General features: G+C 58.7%; 23 protein-coding genes, 1 tRNA gene and 1 riboswitch. Of the genes, 7 read left to right on the forward strand and 17 right to left on the reverse strand.

Going from position 1 to position 26,998, the window contains the following annotated elements; all coding sequences use genetic code 11:
- Positions 1–7 precede the first annotated feature (7 nt).
- Both ABD720_RS18345 and ABD720_RS18350 read right to left on the reverse strand, forming a co-directional pair.
- A complete protein-coding gene (locus ABD720_RS18345; RefSeq protein WP_344765577.1) occupies positions 8–640 on the reverse strand; it encodes a DUF4136 domain-containing protein in 633 nt (210 codons plus the stop codon).
- A gap of 67 nt (positions 641–707) precedes the next feature.
- Complete coding sequence (locus tag ABD720_RS18350) at positions 708–1,049, reverse strand: hypothetical protein (RefSeq protein ID WP_344765579.1); 342 nt, start codon at positions 1,047–1,049, stop codon at positions 708–710.
- 60 nt (positions 1,050–1,109) lie between these two features.
- On the opposite strand from ABD720_RS18350, the gene pepN reads away from it, so the two are divergent.
- From pepN to ABD720_RS18365, 3 genes are all read left to right on the forward strand, one after another.
- The gene (gene pepN, locus ABD720_RS18355; RefSeq protein WP_344765581.1) at positions 1,110–3,839 is read left to right on the forward strand and encodes an aminopeptidase N; all 2,730 of its coding nucleotides are present in this window, start codon (positions 1,110–1,112) and stop codon (positions 3,837–3,839) included.
- Entirely contained in the window at positions 3,836–4,837 is a 1,002-nt protein-coding gene (locus ABD720_RS18360; RefSeq protein WP_344765583.1) for a class 1 fructose-bisphosphatase, read from the forward strand. The genes pepN and ABD720_RS18360 overlap by 4 nt, the downstream gene beginning before the upstream one ends.
- A 186-nt stretch (positions 4,838–5,023) precedes the next feature.
- A tRNA-Thr gene (locus ABD720_RS18365) sits at positions 5,024–5,099 on the forward strand.
- Between the two features lie 505 nt (positions 5,100–5,604).
- Here ABD720_RS18365 and ABD720_RS18370 read toward each other — a convergent pair.
- The 4 genes from ABD720_RS18370 to ABD720_RS18385 all read right to left on the reverse strand — a co-directional run bounded on the left by ABD720_RS18370 (position 5,605) and on the right by ABD720_RS18385 (position 9,402).
- Positions 5,605–5,970 (reverse strand): NirD/YgiW/YdeI family stress tolerance protein, encoded by a 366-nt coding sequence (locus ABD720_RS18370; RefSeq protein WP_344765585.1) that lies wholly within the window; start codon positions 5,968–5,970, stop codon positions 5,605–5,607.
- Positions 5,971–6,213: 243 nt separating this feature from the next.
- On the reverse strand, positions 6,214–7,155 hold the full coding sequence (gene tal, locus ABD720_RS18375) for a transaldolase (protein WP_344765587.1): 942 nt from the start codon (positions 7,153–7,155) through the stop codon (positions 6,214–6,216).
- Between the two features lie 218 nt (positions 7,156–7,373).
- On the reverse strand, positions 7,374–8,318 hold the full coding sequence (locus tag ABD720_RS18380; RefSeq protein WP_344765588.1) for a glycosyltransferase: 945 nt from the start codon (positions 8,316–8,318) through the stop codon (positions 7,374–7,376).
- Between the two features lies 1 nt (position 8,319).
- On the reverse strand, positions 8,320–9,402 hold the full coding sequence (locus ABD720_RS18385; RefSeq protein ID WP_344765589.1) for a glycosyltransferase family 2 protein: 1,083 nt from the start codon (positions 9,400–9,402) through the stop codon (positions 8,320–8,322).
- Positions 9,403–10,131: 729 nt separating this feature from the next.
- On the opposite strand from ABD720_RS18385, the gene ABD720_RS18390 reads away from it, so the two are divergent.
- Positions 10,132–11,028, forward strand: a complete 897-nt coding sequence (locus ABD720_RS18390; protein WP_344765591.1) for an Hsp20/alpha crystallin family protein — start codon at positions 10,132–10,134, stop codon at positions 11,026–11,028.
- 244 nt (positions 11,029–11,272) lie between these two features.
- Here ABD720_RS18390 and ABD720_RS18395 read toward each other — a convergent pair whose 3' ends face one another.
- The 3 genes from ABD720_RS18395 to ABD720_RS18405 all read right to left on the reverse strand — a co-directional run bounded on the left by ABD720_RS18395 (position 11,273) and on the right by ABD720_RS18405 (position 14,973).
- Entirely contained in the window at positions 11,273–13,132 is a 1,860-nt protein-coding gene (locus tag ABD720_RS18395) for a chemotaxis protein CheA (RefSeq protein ID WP_344765593.1), read from the reverse strand.
- Positions 13,132–13,899, reverse strand: coding sequence for a protein phosphatase CheZ (locus tag ABD720_RS18400; RefSeq protein ID WP_344765595.1), 768 nt, complete (start codon positions 13,897–13,899; stop codon positions 13,132–13,134). Before ABD720_RS18400 ends, ABD720_RS18395 begins: the two co-directional genes overlap by 1 nt.
- A 210-nt stretch (positions 13,900–14,109) precedes the next feature.
- Complete coding sequence (locus ABD720_RS18405) at positions 14,110–14,973, reverse strand: alpha/beta hydrolase (protein ID WP_344765597.1); 864 nt, start codon at positions 14,971–14,973, stop codon at positions 14,110–14,112.
- Between the two features lie 176 nt (positions 14,974–15,149).
- Positions 15,150–15,395, forward strand: a riboswitch (cobalamin riboswitch).
- A 90-nt stretch (positions 15,396–15,485) separates the two neighbouring features.
- Between ABD720_RS18405 and ABD720_RS18410 the strand changes: the two genes are divergently transcribed.
- From ABD720_RS18410 to ABD720_RS18420, 3 genes are read left to right on the forward strand one after another with little or no spacing between them, the layout of a single operon-like run.
- Complete coding sequence (locus ABD720_RS18410; protein ID WP_344765599.1) at positions 15,486–17,381, forward strand: TonB-dependent receptor plug domain-containing protein; 1,896 nt, start codon at positions 15,486–15,488, stop codon at positions 17,379–17,381.
- Positions 17,378–18,346 (forward strand): FecCD family ABC transporter permease, encoded by a 969-nt coding sequence (locus ABD720_RS18415; RefSeq protein WP_344765601.1) that lies wholly within the window; start codon positions 17,378–17,380, stop codon positions 18,344–18,346. The genes ABD720_RS18410 and ABD720_RS18415 overlap by 4 nt, the downstream gene beginning before the upstream one ends.
- Positions 18,343–19,101: an ABC transporter ATP-binding protein gene (locus ABD720_RS18420; protein ID WP_344765603.1), complete on the forward strand. Its 759-nt coding sequence runs from the start codon at positions 18,343–18,345 to the stop codon at positions 19,099–19,101. Before ABD720_RS18415 ends, ABD720_RS18420 begins: the two co-directional genes overlap by 4 nt.
- 4 nt (positions 19,102–19,105) lie before the next feature.
- Here ABD720_RS18420 and ABD720_RS18425 read toward each other — a convergent pair whose 3' ends face one another.
- The 8 genes from ABD720_RS18425 to metG form a co-directional block, all read right to left on the reverse strand.
- The gene (locus ABD720_RS18425; protein WP_344765605.1) at positions 19,106–20,839 is read right to left on the reverse strand and encodes a methyl-accepting chemotaxis protein; all 1,734 of its coding nucleotides are present in this window, start codon (positions 20,837–20,839) and stop codon (positions 19,106–19,108) included.
- A gap of 147 nt (positions 20,840–20,986) precedes the next feature.
- Positions 20,987–21,358, reverse strand: coding sequence for a hypothetical protein (locus ABD720_RS18430; RefSeq protein WP_344765607.1), 372 nt, complete (start codon positions 21,356–21,358; stop codon positions 20,987–20,989).
- Positions 21,359–21,406: 48 nt separating this feature from the next.
- Positions 21,407–22,288, reverse strand: a complete 882-nt coding sequence (locus ABD720_RS18435) for a cobalamin-binding protein (RefSeq protein WP_344765608.1) — start codon at positions 22,286–22,288, stop codon at positions 21,407–21,409.
- 5 nt (positions 22,289–22,293) lie between these two features.
- Positions 22,294–23,133 carry a pantoate--beta-alanine ligase gene (gene panC, locus ABD720_RS18440; protein WP_344765610.1) on the reverse strand — a complete coding sequence of 280 codons (840 nt, stop codon included), beginning with the start codon at positions 23,131–23,133 and terminating at the stop codon, positions 22,294–22,296.
- A gap of 54 nt (positions 23,134–23,187) precedes the next feature.
- Positions 23,188–24,015: a segregation and condensation protein A gene (locus tag ABD720_RS18445; RefSeq protein WP_344765611.1), complete on the reverse strand. Its 828-nt coding sequence runs from the start codon at positions 24,013–24,015 to the stop codon at positions 23,188–23,190.
- Positions 24,016–24,017: 2 nt separating this feature from the next.
- Positions 24,018–24,227 (reverse strand): DUF3460 family protein, encoded by a 210-nt coding sequence (locus tag ABD720_RS18450; RefSeq protein WP_344765613.1) that lies wholly within the window; start codon positions 24,225–24,227, stop codon positions 24,018–24,020.
- A 149-nt stretch (positions 24,228–24,376) separates the two neighbouring features.
- Positions 24,377–24,856 carry a GNAT family N-acetyltransferase gene (locus tag ABD720_RS18455; RefSeq protein ID WP_344765615.1) on the reverse strand — a complete coding sequence of 160 codons (480 nt, stop codon included), beginning with the start codon at positions 24,854–24,856 and terminating at the stop codon, positions 24,377–24,379.
- Between the two features lie 12 nt (positions 24,857–24,868).
- Entirely contained in the window at positions 24,869–26,986 is a 2,118-nt protein-coding gene (gene metG / locus ABD720_RS18460; RefSeq protein WP_344765617.1) for a methionine--tRNA ligase, read from the reverse strand.
- Positions 26,987–26,998 lie beyond the last annotated feature (12 nt).

The following is a 26,998-nucleotide window of genomic DNA, read 5'->3' on the forward strand; positions in this document are numbered from 1 at the left end:
TGCCTGCTCAATCTGCGATTTTCAGGTCGATCGTCCGTGAGCCACCGCTTTTGCCCGGGAAATCGACAAACGCACTTTGCACCAGATAGGGCATGACGGCTGCCAGAGAGGGATTCTCACCCTGGCTCTGTACCTTCACGTCATACAGGCTTTTGCCATCGGCATAGCGACTGATCGTGACATGCAACTGCCGCCGGTTCAGCTGATAGGTGCGATCCTGATACTCGACCATTAGCGGTCCCCAGTAAAACGGATCGAAGCCGGCACCGAAATGGCGGCGCGAATAAAATCCGCGTCCGTAAAATCCGGGACCATAAAAAAACGGATCAGCATATACCGGTTGCACGACACGGACATCGACGGATTGCACGCTGAAGTCCAGCATGATTTTCAGGGACGGCTTCTTGCCCGTCCCGGCTTCATTGAAGCCCAACCTGCGCACCTCGTTGCGCACAAGATTTTCATGATTGAGGTATTCAAGATTCTTGTCCTGCGCTTCGGTACGCTCAAAGACATACGTCTTGTCCGGCAGCTCGGCCGGCCACGCGCTGAAGACGGTGACATTGCTGCGTATCGTGCTGGCACAACCGCTGAGCAGAACGAGCAGGCCGGCGATGAGGGTCATGCTGAGGCGTTTCATGCCATCTCCTTTAAACATGGTCGCTACGGTAGCGGATTTTTGCGTGGCGTGCCCGGCCGGCCTGCGTCTAGCGCGGATTTTCAAAAAAGATATAGTTCGAGCCGTAGTCGCTGATCTCGAAATACACTTTCTTTTCGCCCGGATCGGCGATCAGATTGAAGTTTTCGTCCAGCACGCCATAGCCGTACCGGTAGGAGCGCGGCTTGTTGTCATCGGTCCCCATCCCGGTCGTGATCTTGTCGATCTTGATGAAGCGACGCACCAGCTTGTCGCCGGCATAAAACTCCAGTACGCCATTGGTGCCGGTCCAGTTCTGAACCGAGCGGCTGATCTTGTTTTGTTGTTCCTGTGTGCATCCTGCTACGAATACGACGAGGGCGCTGATAAACAGTGTTGACACTAATTTCATTGAAGTCTCCGATGCTTGTAAAATGACGTTCTGCTTTAATACCCGAGGCGTCCACCTTCTATGCGAATTGATAATCCTCAGTCCCAAGCCCCAACCATCTATCGCGAGCAGTACACACCGCCCGCCTATTTTGTCGATACCGTCGACATGGGATTTGACCTTGATCAGGTCACCACACGCGTTGCCACCCGTATCAAGCTTACCCGCAATGATGCCACCGACGACCACACGATTATTCTTTTTGGCGATGAACTCAAGCTGGTCAGCCTGACCATGAACGGTACTTTGCTGGGCAAACGCGACTATGAACTGGTCGACGGCAACCTGCATATTCCCGGTGCCCCCGACCAGGTGACGCTGGATATTGAAACCGTGCTTGCACCATCGCAGAATACCTCGCTGATGGGGCTGTATGTTTCCAGCGGAAATTTCTTCACGCAATGCGAAGCGGAAGGATTCCGCAAGATCACCTTCTTCCCGGACCGTCCGGACGTGATGGCCAAATACACCGTCATGCTGCGTGCCGACAAGGCCGCGTATCCGGTGCTGCTATCGAACGGTAACCTGATCGAAGAAGGCGACCTGGGTGACGGTCGCCATTACGCGCTGTGGGAGGACCCGTTCAAGAAACCGTCCTACCTGTTTGCACTGGTGGCCGGCAAGCTGGTCTGCCAGGAAGAGACTTACCGGCTGCAATCCGGCCGCGACGTGCAACTGCAAGTGTGGGTCGAGCCGGGCAATCTGGACAAAACCCAGCATGCAATGGATTCGCTGAAAAACAGCATCCGCTGGGATGAAAAACGCTTCGGTCTCGAACTCGATCTGGACCGCTTCATGATCGTGGCGGTGGGCGACTTCAACATGGGCGCGATGGAAAACAAGGGATTGAATATTTTCAATACCAAGTTCGTGCTGGCCAATCCGCGCATTGCCACCGATATCGATTACGCCAATATCGAGGCCGTGGTCGGCCACGAATATTTCCATAACTGGACTGGCAACCGCGTGACCTGCCGCGACTGGTTCCAGTTGTCGCTCAAGGAAGGCCTGACCGTCTTCCGTGACCAGGAATTTTCGGCGGACCTGATCGGCTCCACTTCCGGTCGCGCCGTCAAGCGCATCGACGACGTGCGGGTACTACGGCAGAACCAGTTCCCGGAAGATGCGGGTCCGATGGCCCATTCGGTGCGTCCGGATTCTTACCTCGAAATCAATAATTTCTATACCGTCACGATTTACGAAAAAGGCGCCGAAGTCGTGCGCATGTACCAGACCCTGCTGGGCCGGGATGGATTTCGTAAAGGCATGGACCTGTACTTTGCGCGCCACGACGGCCAGGCGGTCACGTGCAATGATTTTCGTGCTGCGATGGCCGATGCCAACGGCCGCGATCTGACGCAATTCGAGCGCTGGTACAGCCAGGCTGGTACGCCAGCCGTCACCGCCCGCATGGACTATGATGCTGCCGCCAAAACGGTCACGCTGACACTGGCACAAACCTGCGCGCCGTCTCCCGGACAGGAAGACAAACTGCCGTTCGCGATTCCGGTGGCCGTCGGATTGCTCGACAATGCCGGCAAGGACATGGCATTGGTATTGCAAGGCGCGCCAGCAGAGCGTACCAACAGCAAGCGCAGCAAGCCCGTGCACTCGCTCGTGCTGGAACTGACCGAGGCTGAGCAGTCTTTCATTTTCACCGGCGTGACCGAAAAACCGGTGCCATCGCTACTGCGCGACTTTTCTGCGCCGGTGGTTCTGACATTCGACTATAGCGACACCGAACTGGCATTTCTGATGGGCCACGACAGCGATGCGTTCAATCGATGGGAAGCCGGTCAGCGTCTGGCCACGCGCTACCTGCTCGCGATGGTCGGGACCGTCAGTGCGGACAAGACGGCTGATCAAACTGCTGCGGCGACGGTCGATGCCACGCTGCTGATCGAGGCGTTGCGCACCACGCTCACCGACCAGTCGCTAGGCCAGTCCTATCGCGAAGTCATCCTGACCTTGCCATCGGAAACCATGATCGCCGAAGCACTCCCGGTCATCGCGCCGCAAGCGATTCACGGCGCACGACAGGCATTGCGACGTGCGCTGGCGCAGGCCTTGCAACCCGAGTTCATTGCTGCCTACAGCGCAAACCGGATTGACGGCGCCTATCAACCCGACGCCGAATCCGCCGGCAAGCGCGCCCTGAAAAACGTCGCGTTGTCCTATCTGGCCGAACTCGATGACGCGCCGGTGCACACGCTGGCGCAACTGCAATACGACAGCGCCGACAACATGACCGATCGCCTCGCGGCACTCGGTGCGCTGGTCAACACCAGTGCGCCTGGACGGCAAGCGGCGCTGGCGAGTTTTTACAGCGAATTCGAGGCCGAGCCACTGGTGATCGACAAGTGGTTCACGTTGCAGGCGATGGCCCGCTCCACCGATGTCGCAACCGTACGCGAACTGATGCGTCACCCGGCCTTTACGTTAAAGAACCCGAACCGCGCACGCAGCCTGATCTTCAGTTTTTGCAACGGCAATCCGTCGCAATTCCATGCCATTGACGGCAGCGGCCACGCCTTCTGGGCCGAGCAGGTTATCGCGCTCAACAGCATCAACCCGCAAGTCGCAGCACGCCTGGCGCGTTCGCTGGATCGCTGGCGCAAGTATCCGCCGGCACAGCAGGCCAGCATGCAGGAGGCGCTGCGTAAAGTGGCTGACACCGCCGCACTCTCGAACGACGTACTCGAAGTCATTACCAAAGCACTTACTGAACCGAAAGCAAAGGCATCACTATGAAACGCATCAGCCTGACCCAGTATCTGGTGGAAGAGCAACGTAGTCACAACACCATTCCGGCCGAACTGCGGCTGTTGATCGAAGTGGTCGCCCGTGCCTGCAAGACCATCAGCCATGCCGTCGGCAAAGGCGCGCTGGGCGATGTACTCGGTACTGCCAATATCGAAAACGTGCAAGGTGAAGTACAAAAGAAGCTCGACATCATCAGCAATGAAATCCTGCTCGAAGCCAACGAGTGGGGCGGCCATCTGGCAGCCATGGCGTCCGAAGAAATGGAAACCATCCACCTGATCCCGAACCGGTATCCGATGGGCGAATACATGCTGCTGTTTGATCCGCTCGACGGCTCCAGCAATATCGACGTGAACGTCTCGATAGGCACGATTTTCTCGGTGCTGAAAGCGCCGGAGGGTATGGGCCAACCGACCGAGCAGGACTTCCTGCAGCCCGGCAGCAAGCAGGTCGCCGCCGGCTACGCCGTGTACGGTCCGCAAACCGTGCTGGTGCTGACCACCGGCAATGGCGTCAACTGTTTTACGCTCGATCGTGAAATGGGTTCATGGGTACTCACCCAGAGCAACATGCAGATTCCCGTCGAGACTCGCGAATACGCCATCAACGCATCCAATGCGCGCCACTGGTTTCCGCCAGTGACCCGCTATGTCAACGAACTTCAGGCCGGAAAAGCCGGTCCGCGCGAGACGGATTTCAACATGCGCTGGATCGCCTCGATGGTCGCAGACGTGCATCGCATCCTGAATCGCGGCGGCATCTTCATGTACCCGGGCGATGCGCGGGAACCCGACAAGCCAGGCAAACTGCGTCTGATGTACGAAGCCAATCCGATGGCATTCATCGTCGAGCAGGCCGGTGGTGCAGCGACCGATGGCGCCAACCGCATCATGGATATCCAGCCACAGAAACTGCATCAGCGCGTACCGGTGTTCCTCGGCTCGAAGAGTGAAGTCGAGCGGGTCACGGCGTACCATCAACAGTGATTTGCGGGTAGCGTCAGGCCCTGTGTTTTTACGCGCTAGCCGTATGTGTTGCGGGTGATCAGGCGGATCGCCTGGCGTTCTGCCCACCGTGCTAGTGGCTGCAGGGTGATTTGTTCGATACTTCTCGCAGTAAATGCAAAGTTGACTGGCGTTTTGCAGTGAAACTTTGCTAAAATGCGGAGCTTCGCTGATGTAGCTCAGTTGGTAGAGCAACTGATTCGTAATCAGTAGGTCGGGTGTTCGATTCGCCTCATCAGCACCAAGAATGTGCAGGAAAATCAAAGGGTTGCATGCTTCGGCTTGCAACCCTTTTTTATTGTCTGGTCATCCTTGAAACCGACGCGGTGATGCCGGTGGCTTAGCGCCGGATAGTGGTCCGGTTGCGCAATGAGTGCTTCTTCGGCTTCGATAAATCCGCCCCGTGCGGGCCGATACCGTACCGATGGTCGAGGGCCTCTACTTACTGTGCGCCCGTCGCCAAGATCTTCGTACCTCGGTAACAGCATGTCGTGTTGAAATTAGTGGTCAACTACCGATACATAAAATCGATAAGGTGCCTCACTATGTGGTTCGTTGAAAGCCATTGAGATTGAAGAACCCGGTGCAACTCTCCGGAAAGCGCGCCGTAGACAAAATATTTCGCGCGTCATTCCCAGGATGGATGTTCTCGTTTGCATAGGTACCTTTCAACGCGTCCAATCAGGTCGACCGGGTACGAATTGTGGTGATGGGTCAGTGGATCACCCCTATACCGACACACGGAGTTTTTAACGCAGGATAGTAATGTGCTTGACATCGATTTCCGGCGATTCGAGATAGTCCTTCTCGACCTCGCCGCGAATTTCAATGTGGGTCTTGTCATCAATTTTTTGGGCCGGGAAATCCTCGGTATCGATTTCCACGCGGATTTGCGATATCCCGTCGGAGAATAGATATTTTTCAGTACCTACTTTTGAGATCAGAAAACCGCGCGAGACGACTTCCTGGTTATCGACGGGATTGTTGAGAATATCGGCGATGCTGATCGAGACCTTCTGGGTGGAAGGACCGACATATTGTGCATGGGCGATGGGAGCAAGGCTGGCGGCCAGCAACGTGGCAAAGATCGCATCGCGAACTGTGAGAGATCGCATTATATTTTTCGTATCGGCAGTGGCTGGTTGCGGAAGGTGTTGCTATCGCTATCAGGCAGCAAGGGCGGTTGATAGCAACGCGGAGTCGTTCGAGTATGGCAGCAATGGCCACCATTCCGGGACATTCATTGCTGCGGTTCACAGTCATCACATTCAGGGGCTACGGCCTCGCGTGGCTCTGGCAAGATCAGCGATGCCAGGATTGTGCGCCACTGCATCACGCACAATCCGATTGCGCACAATTCAAGCGTCGCGCAATGCGTCGACCAGGTCGTCGAGTTTCACGGAATCGACACAAAAAGCACGTATCCCCTCGGACAGTTTTTCGGTCGCCATCGCATCGTCATTGAGTTGCGTGCGGAAGGCTTTTTCGTCCAGCGACACTTTTTGCAGATCGGCCAGTTGCGCGATTTCGGGGCTCAGTTTTCGGCTCACGGTGGTGGAATTTTCCGCCAGCTTTTGCAGCAGTTCCGGGCTGATCGTCAGCAAGTCACAGCCGGCCAGTTCGAGAATTTGCGAGGTGTTGCGGAAGCTCGCGCCCATGACTTCGGTGGCGTAACCGAACTTGCGGTAGTAGCTGTAAATGCGCTTGACCGATTGCACGCCAGGATCTTCGGCGCCGACGTAATCGAGCCCGGTGGATTTTTTGTACCAGTCATAAATTCGGCCGACAAATGGCGAGATCAGCCGGGCACCGGCATCGGCGCAGGCGATTGCCTGCGGCAGCGAAAATAACAAGGTCATGTTGCAGCGGATGCCGTCACGCTCGAGGATTTCAGCAGCGCGTATGCCTTCCCAGGTCGCGGCGATTTTGATCAGAACGCGCTCGCGCGGGATGCCGGCGGCTTCGTACAGTGCGATCAGGTGTTGGCCTTTGGCGATGGTGCCGGCGGTGTCGAACGACAGGCGGGCGTCAGTTTCTGTCGAAACCCGCCCCGGGATCAGCTTCAGGATGGCGACGCCGAAAGCCACCAGCAAGTGGTCGACAATCTCGGCAGTGGGCTTGCCGGCGTGGTCCCGTACGGCCTGCTCCAGCAGGTGACGATACGTGTCCTTCTGGACTGCTTTCAGGATCAGCGACGGGTTGGTGGTTGCGTCCTGTGGGGCGAACGATTCGATGCTCTGAAAATCGCCGGTATCGGCCACGATGGTGGTGAACTGCTTGAGTTGTTCGAGTTGGTTCATTGTCGATTCAGAGGTGGTCGATGAATTTCCATTGTACGCAATCCGGTACTGCTGCCGCCGTTTTGGCAGTGCAACATGGCATTCGCAAAAACCGTCTTTGCGTGTTTCATCCGCCTGCTTGCTCTCGATCAATGGCTTTCAGAAAAATCTCCGTACAGCCAGCAAAGGCGCCGGCATGGCAGGGAACGAGGTCGCAGTTAGTCGACGTACTGGGCCGCTCATGCCGCCTTGCCGGTAACCAGTTTCAGTACCGCACACCAGTCCGCTAGGAAACGATGCATGCCAAAGCGTTCGCGCGCGCGTCGTTGCGCGCCACGCCCGAGCGCATACGCGTAATGCGGGTCATCGAGCAGTTCTTGCATGTGCGTTTCAAGACGCTGCAGATTGGTATCAACATAACCGGACACGCCGTTCTGGATCACGCTGGCCATTTCCCCGGTCGCGAGGCCGATGATCGGCATGCCGATCATCATCGCTTCGATCACCGCGAGGTTCAGGCTGTTGTAACGGTCGGAATGGAACAGGAAGCGACACTGTGCTGCCAATACCGGCAGCTGGTGGCGAATTGATTCGCCGTCGCCGCTGGGTACTTCTGTCATTGTGCCTGTCCATTCCAGCGGAACACTGTTGCCGAGACGCCGGTAAATATCGCCACCGAGGCGGCGGCCCTGCTGTTCACGCGGGTGTCCCAGTACCAGTCCGCACGGTCGCTCGCCGCTGTATTGCACGTCTGGCGCGGGCATCGCGCCATATTCGATCACGCGCGTTGCCTGTCGGCCGTTATCCCACATCAATTCGTTGAAGGCCGTGACATGGACCAGCAGGACGCTGGGATCATCCACCGGATGGCGCATGTCGGTGGGGTGTTCACCCGGACTGCTGTGTTCGAGATAGATGCGCGGCAACTGGCGTTGCGCGGCATTCAGGTAGAGATATTGTTCTTCCAGATACTGGCACGGCTGCTGAAAAAGGATGCAATCAAATTGCTCGTGACGTGCCTGTTCGGCCGATAGCGGGTGGACGTTATCACCGTTGAGCCGACGGCTGCGCTGTCCGCGCAATTGGGCGGCGTCGGTAATGACATGGAACTGGTGTGGCAGCTGGCTGAGGTAGTACAGGTAGCTGTCTGGCGTTTGCCAGGTGAGGATGCGTAGTGGCGACATGTCAGAACAATCTGACACGAAACTGCATTGCTGCCACTGCTCGCCAGAATAGTGCCAGCGGTGGCGAGAGCATGGAAGACAGTATTACGCCGGGCAGGTCTATGATGCGCCAGCTATTGTGTGCCAGGCGTTGCCCACAGAGAATCAGCGTCAGTACCAGCCAGGCGAAACCAGTCATTGCAGCGAGCAAGGGTGCATCGATCAGCAACGCGCTGCAGGTCAGCATGAGCGCCAGAACGATCGGGTAATACCAGCTGCACGGCGTCGTGCAAATCAGTCTTTGGTACAACATCGGGTGTTTTTCGTGCAGCAGGGCGTCGAAGACAATCTGTCTATTTTGCGACAGGCTGGCACGCCACGACGCTACGCGCGGTACGCGTTCTACCCATGCATTTTGTACATGCAACACCAGTACACCGCGTCCGAGCATGCGAAAGAACAGATCGGTATCTGCATGCCAGTCGGTATTGAAGCGTTCGTCAAATCCATCCAGTGCCTGTAGCAGTTCACGTGTGCAAAAACAGTTTCCGGCAGCAAAGCGAGTGGCTGCACATGCAGCAACTGAACCACCGCTGGCATTGTCGGTGTCGACACCGGCACCACGTTCGGCACGGGTCTTCGTGACGTCGACCGCTGGCTTTACGATGCGGCCCCATGCCGCTTCTGCGCGTTGATACAGAGAATTGAAACCCAGCCGCAGCCAGTCACTATGTGCCTGCGTATCAGGCTCGGTGAAAGCAATCAGCTCACCGGACGCGATCCGCCAGCCGCAATTGCGCGCAGCGGCTGGTCCACCTGGTCCGCGATAGCCGATGTAGTGAATGGCCGGTCCGCCGCCTTGCGTCAACGCGGCGATGTCGAGCACGACGCGCTGTGTTGCAGAAGACGGCTCGACGTCGACCACGATGATTTCGAATTTGCGTGGATCGAAGCTTTGCCGTCGCAATGCATGGAGGCAGCGCTGCAGCAATTGTCGCGGACCAAGTACCGGGATGACCACGGAAACCAGCATCTGGTTAGCAGTGCTGGCTGTGGCTACGGCTGTTGTGGTCGGCGCGAGACCTGATGCCTGGAGATGCTCCATAACTAACTTTCCGGAAAGAATTTCGTGCCAGTGCCAACGAGATGTCGCCGATTCATCCTGGTCTGTCTGAAGTGTAGAAGGTTGCAATACCTCGGCTTTGCGCTCGCGCAGTAGTTAAACAGGACCGGTTCATCGACCGACGATTCTTTCAAATTTTTGTGTCAAGACGTGTACGCACACTTGTATCAGGCGATGCCATCAACACGACCGTTTAAGTTCTTCGTTGCGATTGCCCGTTGGAAATCTACTCTTCAGAGTTTGATTTATATCAATGTCGCAGTGCGGAAAAAACGCAGATTTAGTGGGAACTTCTTCGGCTTGCGACATCTCTGTAGAGACAGATAACGAGACCATCAGGTTGCCATTAATTGTTTATTTGGCGCGTTTATATGCCACGAACCCATTTTCGGTACGGGCGGCCTCGCATCGCCCGGATGTCACTGCAGGGTAGTTACGGCGCGATGGGTTTCCGGGACTTGTTATCAGTAAGGCGATGTCGTTGCGGTCTGAAGATCGGCATGGTTTTCCGTGTCAATTACCGGACTGCCGTTGGAGCCGTGAATTACGGTGTGACTGAGGTCAAACAGCGGAAATGAAACGGTAGCAATGAAGCAAAGGAATAGGCGGCTTGCACGATGCCTGTGTTGCCGTCTACGGTCTGCCGGTCTTTTTTTTAACCGGTACGCGTAGGTGCAGTTCAGTTAAATCCTTTTCAATCTGGAGAACAAAATGGCAGAGCAAAGCGGTTCAATGCAGTTCAGTGGTGACGTTAGTTCATCTCGTTCACCGTCGACGGCGTCTGCGTCGGCGTCCATACAGGGCATGCCTCTTGCGCAAGCATGGGCGCAGCCGGCCCGGAATATGTTGTCGCAAATTACAGGCGCCTTCGGGCAGATGCCTGCACGTATGCTGGAGCAGGAAGCCAGCATGCTGCAGAACTCGTTCGCCTCGTCAGGCAGCTGGCTGCCCAATGTATTCAATGCGTGGGAAGAGCCATTCGTCATGATGCGTAAAGTGTCGGAAGAAATGGATCAATATTTTGGCAAGATGATGCAGGCTCCCATGGGCAAAATTGCCCAAAATTACGCCGGTGGCAGCAGCAGCGGTCGTAACTGGACACCCACCGTCGAGGTTGCCCAGCTCGGTGACCAAATGGTGATTTGCGCCGATCTGCCCGGGCTGACCAAAGAGGATGTGCAGCTAAAAGTGCACGAAGACAAGATCACCATCCAGGGCGAGCGCCGTGAGGAAAATATTAGCCAGGATGTTGATGGCTATCACCGTACGGAGCGTAGCTATGGACGTTTCTATCGGTCTATACCGTTGCCCGAAGGTGTAGACGGCAGCGAGGCCGAAGCGAAGATGCGCGATGGAGTACTCGAAATTACCATCCCGCTACCTCAGGGGCGTCAACGCGGAATTCGACTCGACATTCGTGAAGCGCAGGAGGGCGAGCTGCGCGAGCAAAAGGAGGCACCGCGTTCCAAAGTCATCAACGAGCAAACCAGGCGCGATATGGAGGAAGGCGCCAAATCCGCCCAACACGCGTCACAAGAGCCGCGCCGCGATCAGCAAAATCCACGTCAGACGGGGAACGCTTCCGCCCGTACCGAAGCCAAGGTATAAGCGGCAGTCGAGTTTGAACTGCCGCGGATGAGCGGCAGCTGATGAAAGGGCTGATTCTGAAATCAACGGAGATCGTTAGACGGTCTCCGGTCATCGCATAGCGCGATACGGGTTGGCGGCTGACAGGAATCAGGGTGGCCCAACGCGCGGTAGTTGCTTAGGAAGGGTGCGCTCTGCAGCCTGAACGTGCAGGATAGAAATGAAAAAGGGAACACAAGCGTTCCCTTTTTTGCGTTGATTACGGTCAGGCGGCGAGCGTTGCGACGTTGACCTTGCAGCCGTCGAGCAAAAACGATAGCCCGATGACAAGAACCAGTTCACCTTCGGCCGATCGGGCAGTCCCGGTAATTCCCTGCACCGACAAAGCAGTCAATGGTTTGATCACCATTTCGGCCGTGCCTTCGACTTTTTCGACGGCGAGAATATACGGATTGGGCGAAGCGATAACGATACCGACACGCTCCGGTCCAGGGGTATATCCAAGAATCGCCGCGAGTGAACGCACGGGCAGTGGCTGGCCCTGGTCACGCAGCACCGGTGAACCGCCGACTTCCATGAAGGTTTCGGGGAGTTCGACAACCCGTTGCACGACAGCCATCGGCATGGCAAGAGCCGCGTCCGCAGTCCTGACCAGCATCGTTGGGACGATCGACAGTTCGATCGGCAGACGGATCGAGAATCGCGTGCCCTGGCCCAGTGCCGAATCAATGCTGATGGCACCGCGATGTTTCTCGACAGCAGTCTTCACCACGTCCATGCCGACGCCACGACCAGAGACGCTGGAGGCAACTTCCTTGGTGGAAAAGCCGGGCAGGAATACCAGCTGATAGGCTTCCTGGTCGGTCTGTGCAGCGGCATCGCTGATCAGTCCCTTCTTGATCGCCTTCTTGCGCAGCTCGGCGGCATTCAAGCCCTTGCCGTCATCGCCCAGGACGATCATCACGCTGTTAGCTTCCTGCCACGCTTTCAGCGAAATGATGGCCTTGGTCGATTTGCCCAGACTGGCGCGATCAGTGGCACTTTCGATGCCGTGGTCGAGCGCGTTGCGTAGCATGTGCACCAGCGGGTCGTACAAGCTGTCGACCACGACACGATCGACTTCGGTCTCTGCGCCCTCGATGACCAGTTCGACATCCTTGCCGAGATCCTTGGCCAGTTCTCGCACCAGCCGCGGGAATTTCTGGAACAGCCGGCCGACCGGTTGCATCCGTGTCGACAGTGTCGCGCGTTGCAGTTCGGTCGAATAACGCGAGGCACGATTGAGGGTTTCGGTCAGACTCGCCATCAACGCCGCGGCCGCGCCATCAAATTTGAATTGCTGCAGTTTTTCGAGCAGCACGCTGGCCTGATTGGCGGCCTGCACTGACTCGCCAGCGACTTCGAGCAAGGCATCGAGCTTGACTGCATCGACCCGGATGCTGTCTTCCTTGATCGAGGTTGCCGGCGGTTTTTCGCCGGGGGCCGGGCTGGTACGGGTGATTACGGCTGCTGCTGCCGCCGCAGAGGCAATGGCAGCGACTTCCGGTGCATGCACTGCATGCGCGGTGGGCTGATTTACGGAAGCAATGGCGCCAGGTACGACAGCGGCATACAAGGCCTCCCAGTCCAGCACGCCATTGGTCATGGTGGCGGATGATACAGGCACCGCAGCTGCCGTGGCCGCTGCTGACATGGCAGCGGCAGCAACGGTAGCCTGGACTGCAACGACTACCATGTCAGCTTTGCCCTCGATGGCCTGCGTCAGTATGTCTTCCAGCGCCTGCGGCATGGCTGACAGGCTCTCGGGTCGCGCGCCATTGGCCAGCTCGGTGAGCTGGTCGGCCACGAAACCGCTAGCTTGCAACGCGGCTTCGATGGCCAGTGGTGTCACGGGTGCGGCACCGGTGCGCAGCGCGTCGAACAGGTTTTCGGTCAGGTGACAGGCAGAGACCATGGCAGGCAGGCTCATGAAACCGGCACCACCCTTGATCGTGTGGAAGGAGCGAAACACTGCGTTGAGAGTTTCCTTGTCGTCTGGTCTGCGCTCCAGCGTCAGCAGGTGCTCTTCCACGTTCGTCGCCAGCTCCAGCGCCTCGACCACAAAATCCTTCAGCATGTCTTCCATCAGAAGCCCAGACCTTCCAGAAGGCTGTCGACATCGTCCTGTTCCATGGCCAGGCCCCCCATCGCGGGGCCCTGCATCAGGTCGGTCGCAGTATCTTCCTTGCGTTCTTTCAGGAGCTCTGGGGGGGCGTTGTCGCGCAGTAATTGGGCCAGTTCTGTCTCGACCTTTTGCGTGATAACGACGATCTTCTTGATCAATTGTCCGGTGATGTCCTGAAAATCCTGCGCCATCATGATCTCCAGCAGGCGCGCTTTTTCGGTTTCGGTATTTTCCAGTACCGTGCCGGAGAACGTTTTTGAATCAGCCGCGAGCACCTTGAATTCATCGATACTCAGTTGACCATCGAACAGCTTCGTCCAGCGACCTTGCATGTCCTTTGCCTTGCTTGCCAGCAGGTCCTGCGCCGGCATTCCTTCGTCGATCGTGTTGAGGACTTTGTTGGCCGCTTGCTCGGTCAGGCTGGCGATGTATTCCAGGCGACCCTGCGCGTCCGTGATCTGCGAAGTTGCTGCGTGCAGGGTGCGGTCGTAACCGAGTTCACGCAGCGAGTCATGTAACAGCCGCACGATACCGCCGACACGTTCGAACATCGGGTTGTCAAAGGATTTGGTCGAGGCATGCTCGTGGGCGGGCGATGCGTGGTCGACTATCTCTGCCGCTGGAGCGACTTCGGCGGGATGAGTTGGAGGTGGGGTTGTTGCCGCCGAGATGGTGGCTGTACGTTGTGCGGATACTTCTTCAAACAGCGCGTCGAAATCGTCTGACATGGCCGGTACTTCCCTCAGTGGTTATTCAGTGGTTGTGTTGTCGCGCCGCTGGCGACTTGATCTGCTGGTGGCCCGGTCGTGCTTTCGTCACCAGGCTGCCTGATCCGAACAATAATACCTAAATTATGGAGGGGAATGGCAGCTATCGGCTGGAATTAACTTACTTTGAGGTAATTTTAATCAATTACCCACAAAGGCCTTTCGACAGGCTCACCGTGCGATGCTTGCCAACGTCACGGCGGTCTCGAACAGCGGATGGCCGGGCGTGGCAAACGCATCGCAGATGGTCAGATGATTGCAGGCCGGGAGAGCGATATCGCCGGTGTGTGTATCCGGCCAGACAGTGCCGATCAGCGCATTCTGGCGTTTGAATTCATCCGATTCAAGTGCGCCTACTGCAGTAAAAAACGGGATCGAATGGGACTGCGGCAGGCGGGCTGGCGACAGGCGATCGATCCGGGCGGGTGTCAGCTTCAGATCGACGTTGACAAAACTGGCGTGTTCGACCGGCGCCAGATCGTACAGTCCGCTGAGCAGGATGCCGGCCTTGATCAGGTTCGGCGGCAGGCGCGCATCGACCTGTGGCCACAGCGTGGTCATCAGCATCGCACTCAGATGCGCGCCAGCCGAGTGGCCGGCAATCACGATGCGATCCCGGTCGAACAGGCCCGCGCCCGAATGCAGGTATAGCCACGACAGAGCACGGGTCTGCTGCAACGTGATTTCTTCGAGCGAGGCTTCCGGCGCCAGCGTGTAGTTGGTCAGCGCAACGTTGATACCGGCGCTCGTGAAGCCGGGCACCAGGAACGAAAAATCCGACTTGTCGAGCGAGCGCCACCAGCCACCGTGGATGAACACCAGCAGAGGCGCATCCGCTTTGCCGCACGAGAAAAAATCGAGCTGTTCACCTGCCGCCGGGCCATACGCCATGTCGAGCAACGCCGGTGCGGTCGCGCGGACTTGCGCTGATGCTGCGGCCCAACGCGCGAACAGTTGTGGATGGTCGGGAATGCCGGCGCGGGCGTTGTACTGAACATCATAAAACTCGGGCGGGTGGGCTGCAGTCGTTGTCATTGAAGCTCGCGGTGTGTGTTTGGAATGCTCACTGTATCAGCAGCGGGACAGTTTGGCGTTGACGGCGGCATTGCCGTCGTCCAGGCCGGTACGTCAGATGGCATGAATGACGTGATGCCAGCAGATCGACGCTAACACCTTGCCCCTAACAAATTGACCCTGACGTCGCTAAACGACTACACTGGCGGCGTTTTGGTGCCCGCGCGCCGTTTCCGGCGCGCAGTTAAACGGGAAACACGTGTTCATCACGAACAGGCGTGTGCTGCCCCCGCAACGGTAAACAAGCGCAAAGAGTGCTTCGTCGCCCATCGGCTGCGATAGCATCTTTGCCGGCCGCATTTCAATACCACTGTGCAGATGCATGGGAAGGTGATGCGGTTCGACTTGGTAGCCCGGATACCGGCCAGGACAGGTGGACGCGTGGCGTTGGCGAGCAATCGACCTGGCCGCATGTCTGATTAGTTGCGCCTGCGGGGAAGTTGGCGCAATGCTCCTTTGCCAGATTGTTTTCCATGTCCAATTTTTCCCGTTCCATTCCGTGTGCCTCCGCACGCGTGATTACGCTTGTTTCGCTGTTTTCTGCTGCTGCAAGTGCCGTTGCTGCACCAGTCGATGCCAGCATGGCGCCCATCGTCGTCACCGCAGCGCGCATCGAACAGAGTCAGTCCGATGCATTGCCACATACCACCGTCATTTCCCGTGACACCATCCGCAACAGTCAGGCCACCGATTTAGCCAGTCTGTTGCAGCAACAGGCTGGTTTGCAGATCACCCAGGGCGGTGGCACGGGCCAGTTTCTATCGGTCTTTCTGCGCGGGGCGTCGCCGGGCCAGACCCTGATCCTGATCGATGGCGTGCCGGTGCGGCGCGCCGGTTTTTCAAGCGCTCCTGCGCTCGAACATCTGATGCCAGAACAGATCGACCATATCGAAATCGTACGGGGCAACGTCTCGGCGATTTACGGCTCCGGTGCCATCGGTGGCGTGATCCAGATTTTTACCCGGCGCGGCGATCGCCAGCCAGTTGTCGGCGCATCGGTCGAAGCCGGTTCACGCGGCACCTACAAGGTTGCCGGCGACGTGACCGGCCAGAGCGATGGAACCCGTTACGCGGTATCGGCATCGCATTTTCGTACCGACGGTTTTTCGGTCAGCAACCGTAATCAGTTCCCGCTCGAAAATCCCGACAAGGATGGCTACGACAACACCAGCGTCTCGGTGGCCGTGTCCCGCGAATGGGCCAAAGGCCATGAAGCGGGCGTGCGCCTGTACGCCAATGAGGGCAATGTCAACTATGACGGCGGCGGCTTCGGCGCGCCGACCGATATCAACAAGGGCCGCTCGAAGCAGCAATCGCTGGCCGTGTTCTCGCGTGATCGCCTGTCGTCGGACTGGATGTCGAACGTGACGTTGTCACAGACCAAAACCAGCAACCATGATGTCGCCATCAGCGAATTCGGTTACGACAGCCTGTATGAAAGCACTGCCAACCTGCTGCAATGGACCAACGAATTCACCCTGTCGTCGACCTGGAGCCTGACCGCCGGTGCCGACCTCGGCCATGAAAAAGCCATGGTCAGGAGTGACGACGGTTTTAGCGTGACCACGAACGCGCCATCGCGTTCCAGCTCCAGCGTGTATGCCGGCGCGACCGGCAAATTCGATGCGCATCAGGTGCAAGTGAACGTGCGTCACGACCATGTCGACGGTGCAGGTGCAAAGACCACCGGCTATCTGGGTTACGGTTATGCGCTGACGCCGGAATTCAAACTGGTGGCCAGCGCTTCGACCGCCTTCAACGCACCGACGCTGGCGCAGGTCTTCGATCCGGTCAATGGCAACACCAGCCTGAAACCCGAAACTTCGCGCTCGGTCGAAGTGGGGGCCCAGTACGCGGCGGGTAAATCGCTGTTGCGCGCGACCTTGTTCAAGACGCGCACCAGGGACCAGTTTGGCATCGACCCGGATAACTGCTTCAGTGGCGCTTTTCCATTCGGTTGCCCGACCTTCAACATTGCGCAAGCCAGCAACCAGGGTCTTGAACTGAGTGCCGGTGGCCCGCTGAGCAATGTCGATCTGCAGGCCAGTCTGACATTGCAGGAGCCCGTCAATGACGCGACCAGCCAGATCCTGCCACGGCGTGCCCGCACGCTGGCGTCAGTCTCGGCTGCGCAAACGTTCGGTGCCTTGCGGCTCGGTGCTGACCTGCAGTACAGCGCACGCCGCAACGATGGCGCCAAGCCGCTCGCCAGCTATCTGCTGGCCAACCTGAACGCACGCTATACGCTGTCGAAGTCACTGTCGTTGTTTGCCCGTATCGACAATCTGCTGGATCGTGATTATCAAACCGTGTACGGCTATAACCAGCCGCCACGTGGCGTGTTTGCCGGCTTGCGCTGGCAGCAATGATGCGTGCGTCGCAGCGTGCCTGGCTGATACTGGTATCGATGGCCGCCCTGGCTGCCATCGCACTGGTGGCGGCGGTCGCTTGCGGCAGCACGGGATGCCGGGCGGTGCCAGCCGATATCCTGTGGGCGTTGCGCCTGCCGCGTGCGCTGTCGGCGTTCGCGGTCGGTGGCCTGCTGGCGCTGGCTGGCGCGCTGATGCAAATCCTGTTGCGCAATCCGCTCGCTGACCCGTATGTACTCGGTGTCTCGGGTGGTGCGGCGGCCGGTGCAATGACGGCGATGCTGCTGGCGCCGGTGGCGCTGATGACGTGGAGTGTGCACCTGGGTGCGCTGGCGGGAGCATTGCTGGCGACTGCCCTGCTGTTTGGACTGGCGCGCGGCGCGCTGCTGCATCTGGTGGCGGCCGTGTCCGGAGTACGACTGATTTTGACCGGCGTGATGATTGCCGCCGGATTTGGTGCCTGCATGACCCTCATTCTTAGCCTGGCGCCAGATGCCCGCTTGCGCGGCATGATTTTCTGGCTGATGGGCGACCTCGATAATAATTTGTTGTACGCACCGGCCTGTGTTGCGCTGGTGCTGGCAGTCGCGTGGGCATGCGTCAATGCGGCGCGCCTGAACGTGCTGTCGCACGGCGACGCGGCGGCGCAATTGCTTGGTGTGCCGGTAGTACGCTTGCGCGCGGTGACCTTGCTGGTGGCATCGGTGGCCACTGCCGCTGCGGTCGCGGTGGCCGGCACCATCGGTTTTGTGGGCCTGGTGGTGCCGCACGCACTGCGCATGGTGTTCGGCCATGACCAGCGCCTGCTGCTGCCGGCCAGTGCACTCGGTGGCGGGATTGCGCTGGTGCTGGCCGATTTGCTGGCGCGTACCGTGGTCGCACCAACGCAATTGCCGGTCGGCGTAATTACGGCATTGGTGGGTGTGCCGGTATTTCTGTTTTTGCTGGGAAGAGGGCGGGCATGATCCGCTTGAACACCAGCGATCTCGGCATCACGGCAGGCCGACGTGCGCTGATCAGCCACCTCGACTGGCAGATCGCGGCTGGCGAATTCTGGTGTGTGCTGGGGCGCAATGGCGTTGGCAAGACCAGCCTGATGCAGACGCTGGCAGGTCTGCTGAAACCGGCGTCAGGGGCCATCGCGATCGATGGGGTCGGGCTGACCAGGATTGCGGCCTCCGCGCTGGCGCAGCTGCGCGGACTGATGCCGCAACAGGTGGTCGATGCTTTCTCGGTATCGGTGCTGGAAACCGTCCTGATCGGACGCACCCCCTATCGGACTGGACGTGGCTGGGATACCGACGCCGACATTGCCGCCGCCCGCAACGCGCTGGACAGTGTCGACCTGTCCAGTCGCGCCGACAGCGATATCCTGCAACTGTCGGGTGGTGAACGCCAGCGGGTGGCACTGGCGACCTTGCTGGTGCAGGCACCGGCGATCATGCTGCTCGATGAACCGACTGCGCATCAGGACGTGGCCCATCAACTGGCGATGCTGCGACTGGTGCGTCAGCTCAGCGCCGACCATGCCGTTGTCATGAACTGCCACGACATCAATCTGGCAGCGCGTTTTGCGACCCATGTGCTGGTACTGGGTGCCGACCGTCACTGGTCCGGACCGGTGGCGACTGTGCTGACGCCCGACGTGCTGGAGTCAGCGTTCGGGTGTCAGTTCAGCGTGCTCGAAGCCGACGGCCTGCGCAGCTTCGTGGCGCAGTAACCGGTCAGAATTCTTCCCAGTCGTCGTTGCCGGACGCGATCGATTTTCTTGCCGGGCCGTTGGCATTCGCCACCGCGCGGCGGGCCACCGGCTTGTTCAGTGCAACCGGCTTGCGCACCGCCACTGGTGCTGTGGCACGGCGCGCTGTGGCAACCGGCGCTTGAGTCCTGGCCTCGGACTCAGCCCCGGCCGACAGCCGGAACACACTCACCACCGTCAACAGCTCTGCGGTCTGGTCCTGCATGCTTTGCGCCGCCGCCGCCGATTGTTCAACCAGGGCCGCATTCTGCTGGGTGACTTCGTCCAGTTCGGTGATGGCCATATTGATTTGCTCGATGCCACGACTTTGCTCTTCGCTGGCAGACGAAATCTCGCCCATGATGTCGGTCACGCGCTGCACGCTGGAGACGATCTCGTCCATGGTCACGCCGGCCTGGTCCACCAGCCGGGCGCCGTCGTCCACTTTTTCGACCGAGTCACCGATCAGCTGCTTGATCTCTTTGGCCGCCGCCGCCGAGCGTTGCGCCAGACTGCGTACTTCCGATGCCACCACCGCAAATCCGCGCCCCTGTTCACCAGCGCGTGCCGCTTCCACCGCCGCGTTCAGTGCCAGGATATTCGTCTGGAAAGCGATACCGTCGATGACGGCGATGATGTCGACGATTTTTCTGGAGGACGCATTGATCGAGGCCATCGTCTCGACCACTTGCGCAACCACTGTGCCGCCCTTGACCGCGACTGCGGAGGCGCTAGCGGCGAGTGTATTGGCCTGACGGGCATTGTCCGCGTTCTGTCGCACCGTCGAAATCAGCTCTTCCATGGACGACGCGGTTTGCTCCAGCGAGCTGGCCTGGCTTTCGGTACGCGCCGACAAATCCATGTTGCCACTCGCGATCTCGCCAGAACCAGTTGAAATTGTGTCGGTGCTGCGGCGCACCTGGCCGACGATGCTGGCCAGGTTGTCGCGCATCGCATGCAGCGCAAATAACAAACTACTTGCGTCGCCCGCCCGCAACGTCACCGGCACTGCCAGATCGCCGGCGGCAATCCCCGCAGCGACCTGCATCGCATAGGCGGGTTCTCCGCCTAGCTGTTTGAGCAAGCCACGCGTGATCAGCATCGCAGCGCCAACACCGGCCAGTAGCGCAATGCCGGAAAACACGGCCATCAGGACCTGACCGGATCGGTTGCGTTGCTTCATTTCTGCACCTGCTGCGCTGATCGCATCGCGTTGCTGGCCAGCCAGTTTGTCCAGCGTGACCAGATAACCGGCGAGCGCAGGTTCGAGCTTGCTGCTGATGATGGTTTTGGTTTCCTCGTCGTTACCATCTTTCTGCGCCTTGAAGGCGGCGGTTCTGGCCTTGACGTAATCGGCACGGCGCTCGCCGATCTCGGCATACACCGCAGTTTCGGTCGGGTTCTTCAGCGTTTCCAGCTGTTTCTGGATTTCGCTGATGCGTGCGCTGGTGGTCTTGATTCTGTCCTCGGTGAGTTTTTTGACCGCGGCATCATTGGAACTGAGCACGCTCACCAGGCGGGCTCCATTGAGGTTGGTGGCGGCGTGCCACTCCTGCACCAGGCTGGATTTGACCATGGTCTCCGACACCATTTTGTCTGCGACGCCATTGACTTGTTGCAGGGACCAGATACCGATGCCACCTGCACACAGTAGCAACAGCAAGATAACGGAAAATGCCAGCGCTAGCCGAGTACCGACTTTAAGGTTGATGAAATTCATAAAGTCTCCATAAAGGGGTGACGGGTCGGGCTTTTATATTTTGGTAACGCAGCCCAACGCTTAAGTAAATTACTGTTCGGAATCTTATCGCAGGACAAGAAAGAACTCACCATCAACTTGCTTGCAAAAGTGTGTACTGTCAGAAAATTAAGCGCCAACTGACACTGACGCTGATACTGCAACTGCTGCTGGCAAATGCGCAGCGACGCGCGCCTGCTGTCGATGCTCTTGATGATGCACGCTCACCTTGAGGTTATCAAGGAAACGATCCAGTTCGGTGGTGCCGATCCGATAGCTCATCAGTAGCAAAACAAGGGTGATGAGACCATTGGCGATGGCCGGGACACGGATATGTGCATCGGGATCGTTCCACAGTTTCCAGCACCAGTAGATGGCGGGGAATAGCAGGAAAAACGAGGTGCCAGCCGCAGCAGGGCTTACACGCCAAAGTCGCTTGGTCAGCCAGATCCATAGCACCAGGCTGACCGGAATCAGTAGCAGATAAATCGTGATTAGCATGCGCAGGTTCCTGTTCTTGCAGACTCGGTCAAAACGTTAAGTACGACGTCACGAACGCTTGCGACGCACCGCCTCAAGCTGGATACACAACTGCTCGGCACCGAGCAGTATGCGCGGTCCGGAGCGGGCCAGCCAGTCCGAATTGATGACCAATAAATTGTTGCGCTGCACTGCCAGCAACGACGGAAAACGGCGCCAGCTGGCCAGTGCCGTAGGGTCGTCTTCGCCGCCGGTGAAGATCGCTTCCGGGTTGGCTTGTAGTACGGCTTCGGTACTCACGACCGGCGCGAGTTGCGGCAGTCGCGCAAAAATGTTGTCGCCGCCGCACAGCCGGATGGCGCTGGAGACCATGCTGCTGTCATTGAGTGTCATCAGTGGCTCGTGCCATATCTGATAGAACACGCGCACCGGCGGGCGCTGCTGGTAGGTGCTGGCGAGTGCCTGTAAACGGGTCCGGAAATTCTGCGCCGCCGGCCGGCCGATTGCTTCGGTGCCGGCCAGCGTGGCCAGTCGTTCCAGCGACGAGGCGATGGCGGCGAAGTCGCGCGGCTCGCTCTCAAAAACCGGGATGCCGAGGGAGCGAAGGCTGGCCAGTTGCCGGGCCGAGTTGCCACTGCCCCAGGCAACCACCAGATCCGGTTTGAGCGTGACGACGCGTTCGATGTCAATGGCTGCAGCGCCGCCGATCGAGGCGATCCGTTTGGCGGCCTCCGGAAAATTGCTGTATTCGCTGACGCCCACCAGCACGCCACCGGCACCTGCCGCAAACAGCAGTTCGGTCGCATGCGGCGCCAGACTGACGATGCGGGTGGCGGGTGCAGATAAACGGATACTGTGGCCCGTGTCATCGGTGGTACTGACCGGCGCGGCGTGCGTCGCACAGGCAACCAGCCAGACTAAGCAAAAAGCCCATTTGCCGGACAGACGCATGGTCGTCAGATTTCCAGATTGTCGATCAGGCGGGTTGCGCCCAGTTTGGCCGCGGCCAGCACTACCAGCGGTTCGCCGCGATGCAGGTCGCCGGCAGTGGGCGGCTGCAGGTCGGCGCGGCGGCGGATGGAAATGTAATCCGGCTTCCAGCCATCGTTGGCCAGCGCACGCATTGCCTGCTGCTCCAGACTGAAGACATCGAGGTGTCCGCTGCGCATCTGCTCGGCAACCGTATTGAGGGCCTGATACAGCTGCGGTGCGGTCGCCCGTTCCTGTGCCGACAAATACATGTTGCGCGACGACAGTGCCAGACCATCGTCAGCCCGGAATGTGTCGGCCGCGATGATCTCTGTCGGTAATGCAAATTGCTTCGACATGTTGCGGATGATCATGAGCTGCTGGTAATCCTTCTTGCCGAATACGGCGACGCTCGGCTGCACGCAGGAAAACAGCTTCAACACGACCGTCGTGACGCCCTGAAAGAAGCCCGGCCGGAATTCGCCTTCCAGCGTGTTGCCAAGGTCGTCCGGCGGTTGCACGCGAAATTCCTGCGGCTCCGGATACAGGTCTTTCTCGGTCGGCGCAAAAAGCACGTAGACGCCTTCTTTTTCCAGTTTCTCGACATCGGCCTGGAAGGTGCGCGGATACTTGTCGAAGTCTTCGTTCGGGCCAAATTGCAGGCGATTGACGAAAATCGATGCCACTACCGGATCGCCATGCTTCTTGGCCAGCTTGATCAGCGACAGATGACCGTCATGCAGATTGCCCATGGTAGGGACGAAGGCCGTACGCAACTGGCCGCGCAACTGGTCGCGCAAATCGTCGATCGAGGAAATGATTTTCATGAAATGTCCTGGTGAAAGCGGCTATCTGAGGTGAAAAGAAAGAGGAGGGGCGATTCAGGTGGGTGAATACGCGAGTCGGACATAGATCGGCGCAAACGGTTCAGCCTGCGTGATTTCGATCAGGGTTTCTTTGGCCAGTTCAAGCAGGGCAACGAAGTTGACCACCAGCACCGGCACGCCGCGAGCCGGATCGAACAGCTCGGTGAATTCGACAAAGCGGGCATGCTGCAGGCGTCGCAGGATCGCGGTCATGTGCTCGCGCACCGACAATTCCTCGCGGCTGATCTTGTGATGTTCGATCAGTCGGGCCCGCTTGATCACATCTGCCCAGGCCGACTGGAGATCGATGATCTCGACATCCGGCCAGCGCGTGACCAGACTTTGCTCGATGTAAATCTGGGTGCGTACATAGTCGCGCCCCAGCTGCGGCACGGCGTCGAGTTCACGGGCGGCCAGCTTCATTTGTTCGTATTCAAGCAGGCGTCGGACCAGCTCGGCACGCGGGTCGCCGGCTTCATCGGTATCGACCTTGCGCACCGGCAGCAGCATGCGGGATTTGATTTCGATGAGCATCGCTGCCATCAGCAGGTATTCGGCAGCCAGCTCCAGATTGCTCAGGCGGATCTGGTCGACGTAGGCCAGATACTGGCGCGTGACCTGTGCCATCGGGATATCGAGGATATTGAAGTTTTGCTTGCGGATCAGGTACAGCAGCAAGTCAAGCGGACCTTCGAACGCTTCCAGAAAAATTTCCAGCGCGTCCGGCGGGATGTACAGGTCATTGGGCAGCTTGAACAGCGGTTCGCCATACAGGCGCGCGTAGCTCACGCCATCGTTGGCGGCCGCCGGCAGTGCGATCGATGCTGCCTGCGTTGCCGCCATCGTTAGAGTTTGTTCTGGTACACGTAAGGTTGCTGCGCCACGCGTGATTCATTGGTGCGGTCTTGTGCGTCGAGGTCGCGCGGCGCCTTGTCCCACAACAGGGCACGGCCGGCGCGCTGCTCTTCTTCAAGTTGCGGATTCTTCTTCTTGAGATCCTTGATGAAAAGCGTGATGTCGGATTCGTAACGCTGGAATTGCTTGGTAAATTTCATGGGGTACTTTGCGACGGTTGGCGGCAGCCCGCATTTTACCTTGTTCGTCGGCCCCGGCGGCGAAAATGGCGGCATGCCGGACGGCAGTCGGCAAGCTGTCGTGGCCATGCCTCTGACTGACGCTTGCCAGTAGGTCGGCACGCGTGCCCTCACAGCACGCGGCGCATCACGGTCGGCGGTGGCTCAAGCGGATTGGCATGGGAATAATCGAGTTCCGGCGCGAGCTCGAAACCAAGCGTTGCATACAGGTCGACTATCCGGGACTGGTCATTGCGCACCGCCAGCCGCAGTTCATTGACGTCCGCCAGCAGGGCGTGATGCACGACGGCTTCCAGCAGGTGGGTCGACAGGTGTTCGCCACGGAACTCCGGATGGACGCCCATGCGCAGGATTTCCCAGGCACCGGATTCGGTCTCCAGTGGTAGCCAGCGTACCGAGCCTGCCACGACCGCATCGACCATCAGGATGAACGCGCCGCCCTGTTGCAATTGCTGTGCGACGCGGGAGGGCGATTCATTGTGTCCGCTGGAACTGGCGGCAACGGTGCCCGCCCAGCAGTGTCGGGTCAGCGCGGCCAGCAGCGGCGCATCGTCCGGTACGGCTTCGCGTATGTGTAGCCCGGATGGCATGCGCCGATGTCCTTAACTCACCCGCATTCCCGGTTCTGCACCGGGCCATGGCGTGAGAATGTAAATGCCGGGGCTGGCTTTTTCGTTGGCAGACGAGGCGGCCAGTACCATGCCTTCCGAGACACCAAACTTCATTTCGCGCGGTGCCAGGTTGGCCACCATCACGGTCAGCTTGCCGATCAGTTCTTCGGGCTGGTAGGACGACTTGATGCCCGAGAAGACATTGCGCAAGCGACCTTCGCCGACATCCAGCGTCAGGCGCAACAGCTTTTTGGAGCCGTCGACCGCTACGCAGTTGACGATGCGGGCGATGCGCAAATCGATCTTCACGAAGTCATCGATCTTGATTTCATCGGCCAGTGGTGCGAAGTGGGCGGCTGCCGTGGGTGCCGCTAATGCAAGGGCATCTTCTGCCACAACCGCAGCAGCAGTGGCAACAACGACCGGCACGGGCGGTTCAAACAGCGCATCCAGCATTGCCGGATCGACCCGCTGCATCAGATGGGCGAACGGCTTGACCACGTGGTTGTGTGGCAGCGGCATGACGACATCCGACCAGGTCAGCGGCGCAATATCGAGCATCGTTTCGACTTGTTGCGCCAGGGCCGGCAAAACCGGTTTCAGGTACAGCGTCAGGATGCGGAACGCTTCGAGCAGGCGGCTGCAGACTTCCTGCAGGCGCGCATCGTTGTCGGGATTTTTTGCCAGCTCCCACGGTTTGTTGGCATCGACATAGGCATTGACCCGGTCGGCTTGCTCCATGATCAGGCGCAGCGCCTTGCCGTATTCGCGACCTTCGTACAGGCCATGCAATTCATCGGCGACATCGCGCAGGCTGAACAGGAAGGTGTCGGACGTGGTGGCCCAGTCGGTGACGACATGGCCGCCGAAGCGTTTGGTAATGAAGCCGGCAGAACGGCTGGCGATGTTGACGTATTTGCCGATCAGGTCGCTGTTGACGCGGGCGATGAAGTCATCCGGATTGAAGTCGACGTCTTCGACCTTGGCACTCAGTTTGGCGGCGATGTAGTAGCGCAGCCATTCCGGATTCATGCCGATATCGAGATAGCGCAGTGGCGAAATGCCGGTGCCGCGCGACTTCGACATTTTTTCGCCACTGACCGTAATGAAGCCGTGCACGAACACATTGTTGGGCACCTTGCGTCCCGCAAAATGCAACATCGCTGGCCAGAACAAGGTGTGGAAATAGGTGATGTCCTTGCCAATGAAGTGATACTGCTCGGTATCGGGATCAGCCATGAAGGCATCGAAGTCGCGTCCGGTACGGTCGAAGTAATTTTTCAGTGAAGCCAGGTAACCGATCGGCGCGTCCAGCCAGACATAAAAATACTTGCCCGGTTCATCGGGGATTTCGATGCCGAAATACGGCGCATCGCGGCTGATATCCCAGTCGCCGAGGCCACTTTCCTTGCCGTCCTTGCCTTCCAGCCATTCGCGCGCCTTGTTGGCGACCTCGGGCTGCAAGCGGCCTTCGGTGAAGGCCCATTCACGCAGGAATTCGACACATTTGTGGTCCGACAGCTTGAAGAAAAAATGCTCGGATGATTTCATCACCGGCACCGCGCCTGACAGCGCCGAGTACGGGTTCTTCAGTTCGGTCGGTGCATACACCGCGCCACAGACTTCACACGAATCGCCGTACTGATCCTTGGCGCCGCACTTCGGACATTCGCCCTTGATGTAGCGGTCAGCCAGGAACATGTTCTTGACCGGGTCAAAAAACTGCTCGATGGTTTTGGAGGTGATCAGGTGCGCGTTGTCGCGCAGGCTGCGGTAAATCTCTTTTGACAAGGCATGGTTTTCTTCACCATCAGTCGAATGCCAGTTGTCAAAGGCGATGTGGAAGCCATCCAGTGGCTGCGCCCGGCCAGCGGCGATGCGGGCGACGAATTCCTGCGGCGTCACGCCAGCGTTTTCGGCCGCGATCATGATCGGCGCGCCATGCGCATCGTCAGCACAGACAAAGTGCACCTCATGCCCCTGCATGCGCTGGAAGCGTACCCAGATATCGGCCTGGATGTATTCCATGATGTGACCGATATGGAACGCGGCATTGGCGTAGGGCAGGGCGGTGGTGACGAATAGCTGGCGTGGCGAAGTAGCGCTCATGAACGATGCACA

The organism is Actimicrobium antarcticum (assembly GCF_039536745.1).
Taxonomy (GTDB): Bacteria; Pseudomonadota; Gammaproteobacteria; order Burkholderiales; family Burkholderiaceae_D; genus Actimicrobium; species Actimicrobium antarcticum.